Source organism: Streptomyces sp. NPDC048751 (assembly GCF_043198595.1).
In the GTDB taxonomy this organism is placed as follows: Bacteria; Actinomycetota; Actinomycetes; order Streptomycetales; family Streptomycetaceae; genus Streptomyces.
Genome location: NZ_JBICUX010000027.1, coordinates 41025 through 54841, shown reverse-complemented (window position 1 = coordinate 54841; position 13817 = coordinate 41025). Strand labels below are relative to the sequence as shown.

10 protein-coding genes are annotated in these 13817 nt (G+C 67.0%); 5 read left to right on the top strand and 5 right to left on the bottom strand.

Features of this window, described 5'->3' with window-relative positions; translation table 11 throughout:
• Positions 1–117: 117 nt before the first annotated feature.
• The 3 genes from ACGFNV_RS44480 to ACGFNV_RS44470 all read right to left on the bottom strand — a co-directional run bounded on the left by ACGFNV_RS44480 (position 118) and on the right by ACGFNV_RS44470 (position 2581).
• The gene (locus tag ACGFNV_RS44480) at positions 118–1059 is read right to left on the bottom strand and encodes a hypothetical protein (protein WP_393631136.1); all 942 of its coding nucleotides are present in this window, start codon (positions 1057–1059) and stop codon (positions 118–120) included.
• Positions 1056–1712 (bottom strand): antitoxin Xre-like helix-turn-helix domain-containing protein, encoded by a 657-nt coding sequence (locus tag ACGFNV_RS44475; protein WP_393631134.1) that lies wholly within the window; start codon positions 1710–1712, stop codon positions 1056–1058. The genes ACGFNV_RS44480 and ACGFNV_RS44475 overlap by 4 nt, the downstream gene beginning before the upstream one ends.
• A gap of 89 nt (positions 1713–1801) precedes the next feature.
• A complete protein-coding gene (locus ACGFNV_RS44470) occupies positions 1802–2581 on the bottom strand; it encodes a TIGR04255 family protein (protein WP_393631132.1) in 780 nt (259 codons plus the stop codon).
• A gap of 726 nt (positions 2582–3307) precedes the next feature.
• Here ACGFNV_RS44470 and ACGFNV_RS44465 point away from each other — a divergent pair.
• From ACGFNV_RS44465 to ACGFNV_RS44455, 3 genes are read left to right on the top strand one after another with little or no spacing between them, the layout of a single operon-like run.
• Entirely contained in the window at positions 3308–4021 is a 714-nt protein-coding gene (locus ACGFNV_RS44465) for a TnsA-like heteromeric transposase endonuclease subunit (protein ID WP_393631130.1), read from the top strand.
• Positions 4018–6159, top strand: a complete 2142-nt coding sequence (locus ACGFNV_RS44460; protein ID WP_393631129.1) for a transposase — start codon at positions 4018–4020, stop codon at positions 6157–6159. The genes ACGFNV_RS44465 and ACGFNV_RS44460 overlap by 4 nt, the downstream gene beginning before the upstream one ends.
• Positions 6160–6198: 39 nt before the next feature.
• The gene (locus tag ACGFNV_RS44455) at positions 6199–7359 is read left to right on the top strand and encodes an ATP-binding protein (protein ID WP_393631127.1); all 1161 of its coding nucleotides are present in this window, start codon (positions 6199–6201) and stop codon (positions 7357–7359) included.
• 161 nt (positions 7360–7520) lie between these two features.
• On the opposite strand, the gene ACGFNV_RS44450 is transcribed toward ACGFNV_RS44455, so the two are convergent.
• The gene (locus tag ACGFNV_RS44450; RefSeq protein WP_393631126.1) at positions 7521–8699 is read right to left on the bottom strand and encodes a hypothetical protein; all 1179 of its coding nucleotides are present in this window, start codon (positions 8697–8699) and stop codon (positions 7521–7523) included.
• A 227-nt stretch (positions 8700–8926) separates the two neighbouring features.
• Between ACGFNV_RS44450 and ACGFNV_RS44445 the strand changes: the two genes are divergently transcribed.
• Positions 8927–11164: a hypothetical protein gene (locus tag ACGFNV_RS44445; RefSeq protein WP_393631124.1), complete on the top strand. Its 2238-nt coding sequence runs from the start codon at positions 8927–8929 to the stop codon at positions 11162–11164.
• 128 nt (positions 11165–11292) lie between these two features.
• Complete coding sequence (locus ACGFNV_RS44440; protein WP_393631122.1) at positions 11293–12288, top strand: abortive infection family protein; 996 nt, start codon at positions 11293–11295, stop codon at positions 12286–12288.
• A gap of 241 nt (positions 12289–12529) precedes the next feature.
• On the opposite strand, the gene ACGFNV_RS44435 is transcribed toward ACGFNV_RS44440, so the two are convergent.
• Positions 12530–13642, bottom strand: coding sequence for a hypothetical protein (locus ACGFNV_RS44435; protein ID WP_393631121.1), 1113 nt, complete (start codon positions 13640–13642; stop codon positions 12530–12532).
• Positions 13643–13817 lie beyond the last annotated feature (175 nt).

Genomic DNA, 13817 nt, shown 5'->3' with positions numbered 1-13817 from the left:
CAGGTTGCCTTGACCTGGCGGGGTGGGTCTGCGGCCAGCCCGCGGTGCGATGAACGCGAGCCGTTGAGCAGCATGGGGGTGTGGCGTCCTGTCATGAGCTGCCGCTGTATCCAGTGGTCAGTAGTACGTCTCGCGTCCCAGGCCGGAAACCACGACTTCGACCAGGCCTTCGTACTCAGCGACTGACATCTCGGCCAGGGAGGTGAAGGCCACCGGCTGCAGGCGGATGCCGTGCTTGCGGAGCTTCTTTTCTGTTTTGCTGCGCCAGTTCCGCCAATGGAGCTTGTCCGGCGTGCTCAGCGGAGTGTCCTGGAAGACGACGACCTGGACCCACTCCGGCTCAAGACGGTCGCCTTCGAAACGAAGGGCTACCCGTTTGACATCAGCGAAGCGCGCCAGCCCTCCGCGTAGGACCTTGGGAGCGCTCTGTGCGGCCTCCCGTTCGTCGTCCTTGATCCACCGATCGAGTTCGGCAACGATCTGGGTGTGCACGATGTCTGCCAGCGCCGGCCGCATGACGCGCTTGCCCAGGCGTCTGGCGAAACGGAGGCGGTCGGCCTCGGTGGCAAATCCTTCGAGCGGCTTGCGATCGCGCAGGGCGCCCTTCTCGACCGGGAAGACCACACGCAGGTCGACCACCCAGACACCGGTGGGTCTGGGTGGTTTCGTCAGGTACACGAAGTCCCCGTACCTGCCTGCGCGGATCAAGTTGGCTTCACCGTTTTTGAGACTGGGACCGATATCGAAGACGGGCGCCACCTGGATGAAGGGGTTCTTGGGGGTACCTGCCTCTGCGATGTCGCAGGTTGCCGATGTGATCACCGCGAACGGATAGCGCTTCGCCTTGGGCAGGGATATGACTTTCAGATCGGGGACGTCGCCGCCGGCCCGTCTCGCGGCCTCTGCGACCTTCTTGGTGCTGACGGTGATCGGCGCGGTGGGACTGCCCGCGTAGAACAGCGGGATGTTGCGGATCAAGTGGCCTTGATGGAACCGATCTAAGGACTGGTCGATGTCCTCAGACCACTCGTCCTTGTCGATCAGTGCTTCCAGATTCACTCTGGCGGCTCCACAACATCATCGGCGTCGATCTCCAGGTCGTCCATCTCGTGTGGATCGACGAAGATCCTGGGTTCCGCTTCCACCTCTGCCGTTTCAACCCGCATGAGGGGAGCCGAGGTCTTCGTGGGGTCGGGAGCGGAGGCTTGCAGCATGAGGGGGTCGAACCTTCCCTCCCTCAGTCCCTTCTTCCGGGTCTTGTCCTGGGCCAGCCAGTGCTGCAGACCGCTGATGCCCTTGATTTCGGTCAGGTCCTGGACCAGCGCGTAGAGCTCCCACAGCCGGCCGATGCTGGCTGGCCGCACGTGCTCGACGCTTCCCTTGCGCCAGTTCTGGAAGGTCCTCTTGCTCACCCCTGCTGCCTGCAGGACCTCCTGCTGCGTGAAGCCCAGCAGATCCTGCAGTTCTGCGACCGCCCTGAGGACCACCTGCACCGAACGGGACCTGGTGCGGGTGCTGCCCAGCCAGCCCATCCCGGTGGAGCGCAGGGGGGATGGCTGGAGTTCCTGGGAGAGCGCGATCATGACGGCATCAAGGGGCCAGACCGTGCGTGAGTACAGCGGTAGTGAAGGGCCTCCGACGACGCTCAGACGTGCCTCGAATGCGATCAGGGTGTCCCTGAGGACCGGATCGATGATCCGGGAGATCTCCACGTCGGTGCGTCGTGTGACCAGAGCGGACTCGTGTTCTGCCCTCGGGCGCCGCAGAGTTTTGCCGCGCGCAAGAGGGGACGTCAAAGGCATCAGTTCTCCCCCCGTAGAACTTCGAGATACCGCTCAGTCAGAGACTGCTGGAACACGGACACGGCCATCAACTGTAGTCCGTCCACTACAGAGAGTACCCGCGCGGGAGTGAAATTACCGCCATTCGCGTCGGAGATATCAATGTCGAGCAGGTAGCTGAACGAGTTCGACACGGCGCCGTCTTTGAATGCTCCGTGCCTGATCACTCCGGTGACGCCCCCCTCCCATGCCAGGTCCAGCTGCTGCTGGCTTCCCGCGAGGGCCGGCCCGAGAACGGGATGCAACGCCGCGCCCAGGAGTTCATCGACGACCTTGCCGCGCCAGTGATCGGCGTTCTGTGCCTCAGGGTCGACGAGGCGGTTGATATAGCGCAGGCCGATCCGCTGGACAGCGGGGGGCTTCATCACCTCATGCATGGCAGTGATCACTGCCTCGAAGGTCTGCCGGAGCGAGTGGCGCCAGGAGCTGTACCTGTTGGCCTGGATGTTGACGACGGTGGGGAAGATTGAGGCGGTCACCGGCGGGTCCTCTTGCCCGATCAGCGTCCACCCTCTGGCCTCATCCGCGAGCATTTCCCCTGGCTCGAGTTTCAGCTTCAGGTTGCGACGGAAGGCGGACTCGAACCGGGTCGCTGCCCATCCGTGGGATGCGACGGCTTCCTTCAGCTCCAGGATCTGTGCAGCGCCTAGGGGCTCGAGGCCAGGCGGGAGCAAAAGCTCGAAGACCACCAGTTCGATCGGCGAGCGTTTGAGGTGGCGAACGTTCGGGTCCGGAAGCATCGGCCTTCTGTCTCTGCATCGGATGACAGGTGACGTCATGTTCCCCCCGTGAAATTCGTGAGCCCGTAGTGGCACTTTAAAGGCACTTACGGCTCGCGGCGAGGGTGGCGTTCAGCGCTTTCATGCTTCTGTGGCGGATCTCGTACATCCGTCGTAGTAATCGTCTGGATGCACAGCGTGTTCACAGGGGCAGCAGAGAGCACTGGTGTTCCGTGCAACACGTCTCTCTCAGTGGCTTTCCCCGCCCCATCCATCTCCTCCGGCGAGAGGCCACAGCAGCAACACTCCCAGGCCAGACGGCGCGTGCGGCCTCCCCCTAGTGACGGATCGGGCCGGATGAAGCCAGGCGGCTTGTGCTCTGGCATCTCTGCAGCACTTACCCACAGTTACCCCGGCGGCTGCGCCCTGCCGAGGCGGATTGGCTGGTGCGGCACAAGGAGCAACCGGCGCGGCTGTCCCCACAGCGCGTGCGCCCCGGCGGGAAGCACGGTCGTCGGCGCCCTCGGCGCCGGATAGCCGGTTGGGCTGCGACTGCCGGGGGTGCCGCGCTCTGCAGGAGATCCCCCTGGGTCCCTGCGGCAGCCGGGGCCGGGGGGCAGCAGGCCCAGGCGAAGGGCCGCTGCCACGGATCTGTCAAGGGCGTGCCCCTCTTTCGGAGGACATCTGTCAGGTGGCCGGTTGCCCGCCGCCCGCTGGCACCCATCTTGGAACGGACGGGAGGGCGCCATGGACGACGTGCGGGTGTGCCATCTGGATGACCGCGGCCAGTTGGTGTCCACTCCCCCCGCTGGTCTGGTGGGGGTGAGGGTGGAAGAACGGCGTCCGCCGAGTGAACCGGTGGCCTTTCACGGCCGTCCCGGGAAGCTGTCCCACTGGTGGTGTGCCACGACGGGCGGGCATGTGGTGTGCGGTTCCTTGCGGCGCCGCCGGGTGGCGCTGGAACTGGACTTCGATCCTGAGGTCGCCTGGATCGGCGGCGAGCCGGTGGAGCTGCATTGGCAGGGCGGGCAGGGCAGACGGCGCTGGCGTCCGGATTTCGTGGTGCGCACGCTCGCCGGAGCACGTCAGGTCGTGCTGGTGGAGCCTGAGAAGGGCGGTCCGCAGTGGCAGGAGGACCTTGAGGCCGTAGGCCGGGTCGCTGTGGCGGCCGGCTGGCAGGTGCGGGTGCGGCGCGTGCCGGAGGGGATGCGCCTGGACAATCTGGAGTGGGTGGCCGACTATCGGCAGGCGGTGCGGGTGCCGGACGCGGAGCGGGAGGCGGTCGAGGAGGCCTTTCGCCGCGAACGCCCCATCGGTGAGGGGGCGCGGGCCAGTGGCGTGCCGTACGCCGCGGCGCTTGATCTGGTGTACCGGCTGGTGTGGCAGCGCCGTCTGGAGATCCACTGGGACCGGCCCCTGATGCCCCGGGCGACGGCGTGGCGTGCCGATGTGGCGGCATGAGCGGGCCGTCTGCGTTCACACCGGGGCAGGTGCGCCTGGGTGACCGGGTGCCGTGGCTGCACAGGGCCCACCAGGTGGTGGCGTTTCAGGGGGCGAATGTGGTGCTCCTGGACGAGGAGACGTCCAGTCCAGTGGAGGTGCTGTACGCGGCGATGGTCTCCGCGCCGGGCTTCGCCGTCCTGGATGGTGACGGCTGTCCCGTTGCGTGCGCCCCGCTGCCCGCGGTGGATGATCCGCCGTCCAAGGCCCAGCGCAAGGAGGCCAAACGGTGGCATCGGCACATGAAGGAGCTCGACACCGGCCTGCTGCCGGGCAGCAGTCAGGCCCGTCCCGGATACGAGCCGGGCGCAACGACACTGGCCGAGCGTTACTCCTGCAAGTCACGGGAGTTGGCAGCCGCAGGCACGGAGATCAGCGCCAAGACGCTGGAGTCGATGCGGCTGAAGTGGAAACGGGCGGGCGAGAATCCGCTGGTTCTGGTCGAACGGCGCCCCCGCGAGAGCGGGCATCGCACAGACGCGCGGGTCATCGAGACCATGCGGGAAGTGGTGATGAGCCATGGCCGCGGCTCAGGGGTGGACATCCAGACCATCTGGGAGGAGGTGCTGGATGTCGTCCAGGACCGCTTCAGGACAGAACTGGAGGATCCGCAGGAGGTGCAGCGGCTGCTGCTGAAACGGGCCACGTTCTACCGGCGGATGGAGGACACCGGGCTCACCGAGTACCTGGCTGCCCCCACGAAGCGGCGCGCGCAGCGGGCGAGCAAACCGCCTCCTCCCTACCGGCCCTCTCACGCCCGGCGGCCGGGCGAGGTGGTGCAGATCGACACCTCACCGCTGAAGGTGAAGGCGATCGGGGACGACGGCCACGTCATCTCTGCCGAGCTGACCTCGGCGATCGACGTGGCGTCCCGGTCCAACTGCGCGGTGATGGTCGTCCCGGTGGTCACCGGAGAAGGCTCGCCGGGCAAACGGATCGGAGGCCGGGCAACCCGCGCCTACGACCTGGTGCTGCTGCTGGCGCAGTGCTTTGCCCCGCTCGCCTGGCGTCCGCACTGGGATCCATTGGCGCTGGCCGCCAACTCGGCGCTGCCGTATGAGGATCTGCGGGACGCGGACGAACGGTTCACCCGCGCGGTTGCCGCACGTCCGGTCATCCATCCCCGCACCGTGATCATCGACCAGGGCAGCCCCTACCTGAGCGAACACTTCAAGTACGTGTGCGAGATGCTCGACATCACCATCGTGTACGCACGCAAGGACACCCCGACCGACAAGCCGATCAAGGAACGGTTCTTCCGCACCCTGGGCAGCCGGTTCAGCCAGCACGTGGTGGGCTGGACCGGCAAGGGTTTCGCCCACCGCGGGCTGGGGATTGACAAGGGCCCCCTGTATCCGATCAACACGCTGCAGGATCTGGCCGAGCAGTGGGTCGCCCTCGACTACCAGCAGACGCCGCACAAGGGGCTGCGCAGTCCGTTCACGCCGGGTCTGATTCTGTCGCCGAACGAGATGTACGCGCAGCTGATGCCCATGGCGGGCTACCGGCCGCGGCCGATCACCGCAGCCGAGGCACGCGAGTTGCTGATCCCGGCCTGGGTGAAGATCAGCGACAAGGGCATCACGATCGAGAACCGCACCTATCAGAGTTCGGACCGGCGGATGCGGCTGCTGATCGAGCAGCGGTCCGGGATCAACGAGCATCATGACCGGTTCAAAGCCCGCTACAACCCCTATCACCCCGAAGTGGCCTACCTCTTCGACCACCTGTATTCGCAGGAGTGGATTGAGGTGGAGTTCATCTACCGGGGTCTGCTCGAGGACGGGTGGACGCAGGACCTGTGGGAGCGAGCCACCGCTGAGGTCGTGGACAACGAAGGCCGCAAGGAGGACCAGTTGGCGATCGTCAAGGCGGTGCGGGCGCTGCGCCGTTCGCTGCGCCAGGGCCCCAGCAAGGCGCAGAGGAACGCTCCCAGGATCCCGTTCCAGGGGCTGGAGGTGAGCGCCGAGCCGGAGCCGGTGGTGGACCCGTATGCGGGAGTGTCCATCGACCTCGAGGCGGTCACCGCCTACCCGGCCCTGCCCATCGCCGGCCGCGAGATCCACCGGCCACCACCGGCAGACGACGCAAACGCTTAGTGAGATTCACCTGCCTACCCGACCGTGCCCGATGAGGGCATGTTGGCCCGCACCGTTCCCGAGGAGGACATTGTGGCCACATCTACCTCCGCACGCTCCGCCGCGCGCGCCGAGCGGGAGCGACAGGTCCTGGATCATGCGCGGGCAGCGCCGATGGCGCCCCGCTGGATCTTCACTCTGCAGGGCTGGGACGCCTATGTCCACGAGATGATCAAGCGCCCGGACCTCGCGGACTCCGCTCCGCTCGGCACTCCAGTCACCTCCGACGACGCCCGTCTGCGCTATCACGGGCATCTGCTGGTGGTGCCGAATCCCGCCTTCGATGCGGCATTGTTGAAGGCGCACCGGTTGCTGCTGGTCAACCGCAACCGGCGCGAGGGGCTGATGGACCGGGTGATCGACGGGCCCCCCGGCACCGGCAAGACCTTCCTACTGCGGGCCATCGGCCGGGAGTTCCAGAGCAGCATCGAGGAAGTGCATGGCGACCGGATCCCCGTCGTGCACATCATGGCCCCGCAGGATGCGGACAACCTCGCGAACTGGGTATGGGCGATCGCTGAGTTCCTGGGACTGGCTCCGGCGCCGCTGACCGAGGACGAGGTGCGTCAGCCCAGGCGCACGCCCGATCTTTCTCAGTCCGTGTGGCACGTCCTGGAGCGGCGCTGGACCCAACTGCTGCTCGTGGACGGCATGCAGCGGGTGCACCCGGATCAACTCGTCCCGGTGCTGCACTACTTCGACCGCCTGCGCGAGGAACTCGGCATCACGACCATCTTCTGTGGCACCGGTGCCCGCGAGATCGTGCGGGCGGCCCGTGTGAAGGCGGATGGTCTCAGCGAGGCGCACCAGGGCCTGAGTCTGCGGGCGCCGATCATCACCGGTGAAGACGGCAAGGAGCACAAGGTTCTCCCTCAGGCGGATCCCAGCCGACTCCCGGTGACCTGGCTCGACCCCATCCCGCTGTGCGAGGGCGACCAGGATGCCTGGCCCAGCGTCGTGCGCGGCTTTGAGGAGGCTCTCTGTCTGCATGGGCTCTCCCCCCACGCACTGGTCCGTGAAGCTAAGTACCTGCACCTGCGCACCGGCGGTTACCTCAGACTGCTGTCCCAGCTCATCTGCCAGGCAGCCGTCACAGCCATCGAGGATGGCATCGAGGACATCACCCCGGAGCTGCTGGAAGCCGTCGATGTCGGCGGCTGACGCACGGGCATGAGAGGGCCCGCTCACTGCCCCGTACTGCTGCTCGACCCCGTGAGGAGCCGTGCTGGCGCTGTCCTCGCCGTCGGCGGCCAGCAGCATCCTTGGGCTCCTGTCACGTGCGTTTGCCTTGGCGGAGGTGCCTGCCCGGGTGGCGGAACGCGTCAGCCGCTGGCGAGAGTGGTGGTGGCATGCGTGCGCAGGTCTGCCAGGTCCATACAGAACTCTTCGCCGTCCCTGATCCAGTCCTCGCCGTCCCAGCTGCTGTGCGCGGCCTGGGCGGACAGGTCGGTCAGGACGTCGGGCAGGTCACGCAACCCGCGCAGCACGTGCGTGCCGTTGCGCGGCCCGGCTTTCGACCGGCCCATCAGATCAGCGATCTCCCGGTCAGGGACGACGACGTGGCAGTAGGGAACAGCGCAGCTCACCGCGTCGATGTCGTTCACCGTGTTGCGGTTCCATGTCCTGGCTGCGTTGCGGAACAGCTCCACCTTCAGGTCGACGGCGATGCGCACCGAGGGGATGCGGTCGGCGAAAGCGACCATGCGGTGTCGCGACGCTTTGGGGCGGGCGGGATCGACTCCGGTGGCGCGCAGCAGGTCCAGCCGGTATTCGGCGCACAGGTCGCGAAGGAGGTCGTGGTGTTCGTGGATGATTTCGCGGGCCTGGACGCGCACTCGCAGTTCCGGGCGGCTGACGGGATCACCGGCCAGTAGATCGGCGAAGAATATTTCCCAGTCGACTCTGCTCTGGCCTGCCTTCTCGACTTCTTCGGGCCGGTAGCCGAGTTGCCGCAGTGTAGGGATGTCGGCATCTTGTGGCCCGGCCAGCAGTTGGTACTCGGTGAACTGGGCGGCCCTGCGCAGGAAGTCGGTCATGCCCGGCCTTGAGGCTGGATCGACGGCTCCGGATGGCGTGTGCAGTTGCGGCTGCAGCCGCCTGCCGGCGAACGCCCAGCCGCACCCGATGCCCAGCGGTTGGGGTGGTGTGGGTCTGAACGTCGGCCGGCCGAAGCTCAGGTGCATGGCCTCAAGGAACTGATGGCGCAGCAGGATCCTGTCGGAGCACAGAGTCCGGCAATGCGAGATCGAGGCCATCGTGCGGGCGAGATCTGCCCGCTGGCGGGGGTGAGTGATCCGGGTTGTCTCGTGATAGTGGGTGGCAGACAGGGGGAAGGCGACACCTGCCTCGCTGGCCTGACGTACCGCGGCGAGCACCTGCCGGTCGGTCGGCTCGCGCGGTTCGCCGATCGCTGCGCTCGCCAGACGCACCCACACCCACTGATCCAGATACACCGAGGGCCTGATCGTCTTCAGGCTGGCTGGTTGTGCGTCATCGTCCATCCTGCCTCCCAGGACCGTTGGTGGTGTGTGTCCGCGCGGCGATTCGCCTCGGTACCGGGATGATGGTGGCATCCCCCACTGACATCGGCCGCCGCTTCTTGCCGACGGCCGCAGCCACGACCGATTGGCCACGGCCGTGCAGGCTGAGCGGGCAGGCCGGCATCGTGGGTGGTGATGACCGCGACGGGCACGGCTCGGTGTCAGTGCCCGCCGTTAGGGTCGGTGCTGTGATCAGGGAGTACTACCCGCGGGCGTGGCAGCATCTGCACGACGCCCAGCAGGCCAAGACGGCGATGGCGCAGCTGTGGAGCACGCTCCTCAAGGGTGGCCTCGTCGAGGAGAGCGTGGTGACGCATCCGGACGGGTCGGGGCTCGTCGAAGCCTGGCTGGCCTGGCCCTCGGGCGGTCAGGCGGAGCTGACCGAACTGTTCCGCGGGTGCGTGCGGGAGCTGTGGGCGTGTCTGGATGCACTGGTGACGGAGTCGGTGGAGGCATTCAGCGCGCTGCAGCGGCTGCGCAGGCCGGAGTGCCCCCGGTTTTTCCCGGTCGCTGATTCTCTCGAGGGGTTCAGGGCATCGCTGGCTGAGTCGTGCATGGACGGCACCCTGAACTCGCACGTGGCGATGGTGAAGGACTGCCAGCCCTTCCAGGACAGCGACGGCGACGAGGTCATCGACCGGATCCGCCGCGGCCTGGGCTATCTGCTGGAGTGGGAGGCAGCGCTGGATACGGGGGCGGTGATGGGTGCCTGGGCGACTCCCGTCGAACCGCAAGTCCATGCCGCAGCGCCCGCGATGGTCGAGAGCGTGGAGGCGGCGGAGCCCGGTCCGCTCGACGAGCAGGGGCGTGTCCTGGCCCGCTACCGGCTGCGCTCCTACCAGAGCGGGTGCGCTGTGAACGCGCAGGCCGGCACCAGGGTCGATCTGTGTTTCACCGAGGGGTTCGTCCCGGCCGACGGTGAGGACACCTTCGACCAGCGGCTGTCGCTGGTGATCGAGGCGGTCACCCGGTTCGCCGTCTCGTTCGCGTGGCTGTCCAGTCGGGTGCCGGGCAACCGGCGTGTGCTGCCTGCCGAACACGCCGGGGCTTCGGATGCCTGGATCGAGGCCGCGCGCTCGTCGAAGCACTGGTCCGCTGAGGAACTGGCGGCGGTGGCCTCCTCGGACATCGGCCTGGGGCGGGTCCAGGACGCCGACACGCTCACGCTGATGGTGAGGACGCCTGACGGGGTGTACGAGCGGGTCGTCCCGCACGCGACCCCCCTGCGCCACCACGACCGGCGGGGCACGGCTGCGGAGACCGCCGTCAAGGATGCGGCCGCTACCTGGGGCCTGCCCGACTTTGTGCTGGCCCCGAGCGCGGAACGCAAAGGACGCGGTGTGCGGGAGATCAGCGATGGTCTGCTGGTGGTCGGTGAGCGCGGTGTGGTCCTGCAGATCAAGGCCCGCGAAGGTGAGCCGGCCTCCGTGGAGCGGGAGACGTCCTGGGTCCTCAAACAGCTGACCGCGGCGGGCAAACAGATCCACGGCACGGTACGCCGCCTGCAATCGCAGAGCGTGCAGATGGTCAATGGACGGGGCCATAGCATCCGTATCGACAGTCCGGCCATCGACTGGGTCGGCGTCATCATCATCGAACATCCTGATCCCCCACAGGAGTTGGCTCTTCCCGCCCAGGAGGGGAACACGCCGGTGATCGCGCTGCTGCGGCGCGACTGGGAGTTCCTGTTCAATCAGCTGCGCTCGACCCACGCAGTCGTCGGATACCTGCACCGGGCCGGTGCCTCGGCGCCCATGCTGGGCGGGGAGCCCGAGCGCTATTACGAGCTGGCCGCCGCGGACGCCGAGGCGGTACCGGGCGAGGAGGCCCGGTCCTGGATGCGGCGCGGCGGACATCTGAGCAGTGTCCCGCTGCTGCCCGCTGCGCCGGCGGGCAGCGATGACGACGAGGCCCACACGATGGTCCGCATCATGCTTGAGGACGTGGCCACCAGCCCGACCGGACCCACCGAGAAGGAAGCCTGGCAGCAGGTGCTGGCCTCTCTCGACAGCTTGCTCGTTGGCTATCGCACGGACCTGGGCCGTTTCCTTCTCGACGCGCTCTCCGCGGTGGCCAAGGCCGAAGGCGGTACCACAGCGTGGCGGATGCGCACCTTCCTCGCCGGCCCCGACCAGGACCAGCTCGGCTTCGCCGTCTGCTCCGCCCTGACCGAGCACACCCGCGCCGCCTTCTCGGCGTGGCTCCGACTGCGCCACCACGAACGCGGCGAACACGTGGACCTTGCCGACCTCACGTCCGTGGGCGTGCTGCTCACTCCGCGCAGTGACGGCTACCGGGAGTGGGACACCACAGTGACGGCCATCAGCGGCGACCCAGCGCTCACCGAAGAAGAACTTCGCACCTTTCAGAAGCTGTTCAACACGCCAGCCAGCGCAGCCGGACGTTCTGCCGGCAGGACGTCTTGAGCGGCGGTAACAACGGCAGGCCAACGAGCCCGCAGGGCGGCAGGCGGCGGATGAACCTCCCACACTGGCGAGCCGGGGAACCGTGCCCGGCGGGCCATGGACCGCCGGACGTGGGGAGAATGTGACCTGTGATCCAACACCTGGTGCAGCAGCCTCTCCCCCGGGCCGAAGGGCTCCAGCATGATCAGTGGCGGGCGGTCGAGGACGCCTACGGCCGTCTTGCCGCTGCTGTCGCCGCAGATGACCGTCCGCTGATCGTCGGCTCGGCCAAAGAGCTTGTCGAGTGCGTTGCCCGGGTCACGCTCGTGGCCCACGGTCGTGTGGTGCCCGACGGCGACGACTACACGAAGGTGCTCGCGGCGGCGCATAAGGTCATCGAGCACGTGATCGGGTCGAATATTCCCGGCAACCATCCTGTGCGCCAGATTCCCGAATCCGCGAAGAAGATGGCTGTTCAGCTGCGGGAACTACGCAACCACTACGGGACCGGGCACGGCCGTGCCACCGTCCACGACATCACGGACGAGGTCGTCGAGGCATCCGTCCACGCCGCGCTGGTGTGGGTGCGCTGGGCCCTGGCCCGGCTCAAGACCGTGCTCCTGGGTGCCGTGGGACCACTGCTGGATGACCTTCAAAGCGGCCTCTTCTCCCAAGGCGACCTTGCCGCTCGGCTGGAGGCAGCCAATATCCCACGCCTCGTCGAGGCTGAGCAGTACCGTCTGGGTGTTGCCGTGGGGCAGCGCACGGCCAGAAAAACCTTCAACGTCCGTCTCGAAGGGATCCGGGCCTGCGCGGATGACCCGCAGCGGTGGCCGGACGCCTACCGGGAGGGTGTAGTACAGGGGCTGTTCGTCAACGAAGACGGTCAGGCATACGCCTACGCTGCCGCCAGCGCGGACTGCGCAGCAGAACTGCTGCAGCACCACTCCGACCCTGCTGCGGTGCTCACCAGGCTCTCCGACGTGCTGCAAGCGGCCTCATGGTCACTGCGTTTCCAGCAGGACCACAGCGAGATCATCACCTCCATGGAGGACATGCTGAGAAAGATGCCCGAGGCGGCAAGGCCGGTCTGGAGCACGATCATCGAGGAACTCAAGGCCCGCGCCCCCGACGGAATCCGATGACAGGCCCGCCTCGGGATGAACCACAGCAGCTTGGAACCAGCAGGTCACGCAAAAGGGAGACGCTCCATCCTGCGCACGAGGTTCAAACGGTGGACCACCTCGTGTGAGTCGAGCCGCGGGATGAGTAGAGGCGTCGGTTTAAGGCAGGCATTGGCGAACCCCACCGCAGCGCAGCCTGTGGACGCCGCACGTCCTGCGGCCGCCTTCGGCTGTTCGGTGATCGGCCGGGCTGGCGCTGTGGTCAGTGGCCTTCGTGCAGCCGGGTGAGGAAATGCCGGACGAAGGCGTCGACTTCGCAGTCGGCGCTGAATCCCCTGAGCTGGATGCGTTCGATGTGGGCGATTCCGCTGTTGCGCAAGGATCTGTCGAGGGCGGCGGCCGCGGCGAAATGTTCGTGGTGATGGGGTTCGTCGACCTCGATGGCACCCACCCGGCCGGAGGCGGTGACGAGGAAGGCCGGGGCCCAGGTGCTGCCGCTGCCGACGCGGGCTCTCGGCAGAGGGAAGATGGCGATGGTGGAATCCTGCGGCATCTGTGCCTGCGCCCGCTTCAACGCCTCGTAGACGAGCATCTGCTCCCGGGAGCCGAAGGCGAAACCGTCCCTGCTGGGGGTGGCGGCTGCCTCCTCGGCACGAGACCGCGGGTACTGGCTAAGGGGTGTTTTGTTGATCAGCTTCTCTTGGAGGCTCTGCCGCCAGTCGTCGCCGGTCTCGGGGAGGGCCGGAATGGCGCTGACGTTGTTGACCAGCAGGTCATGACGTGCCGCCACGTGGACGAACAGGGGCCGGATGGCGGCGAGGACCTCCTCGGTGAAGCGAGCAACGAGATAGAGCGGCACGATGAAGGCGACGTCATCGCCTTCCTCAGATCGGTCGCTGGGGAGATGCTCGATGTCTTCCACGTCCGTCAGCAAGGCGGCGGCCTGGCTGTTTCCGTCCTCGTGCAGCAGGAACGCTGTCTGGGCAAGGACGAGATGCAAGATGGCCGTCAGGGTCTCGTCCGGTTCCGGTGGTGTGTCGGTGGCCGGGACCGAACCGGGCGTATGCACCTGCCTGGGACCTTCAGTGCTGGGCAAGTCGGGGGGAGCCGGGATCCTGCCTTGCACCAGCAGCTCTACGGCGGGCGGAGGATTGATAAGTTCTGCGAGCGCCTCCTCGAGCACGCGGTGACAATCCGAGTTGATCAAGGTTTCGTATGCGCCGGGGCTGAACATGTTGAGCGTCAGCGTGGTGCCGTCGTAGAAGAGCGTGCTCGCGTTCTGGTTCAGCAGGATCCAGGCGAACCGCATCCGCTCTTCGATGACTTGCAGGAGCTGTGGCCACAACTCCTGCAAGTCTGCCGTCCTGTCCGCCATGGCACCTCCCCGTTCCCTGCCTCACCAGCAGCGTAGGAAGAGGCGCTGGCCGCCAGAGGCGGATCGCTGCTGCCTTTACCCGTATGCATGAACTCCGTCCGCGCGAAGGGGCCTTGGACTTGCCGATCCAGAACTCGCCGCATCCGCTCAGCCTCGACCGGATGGCCCGTCGGAC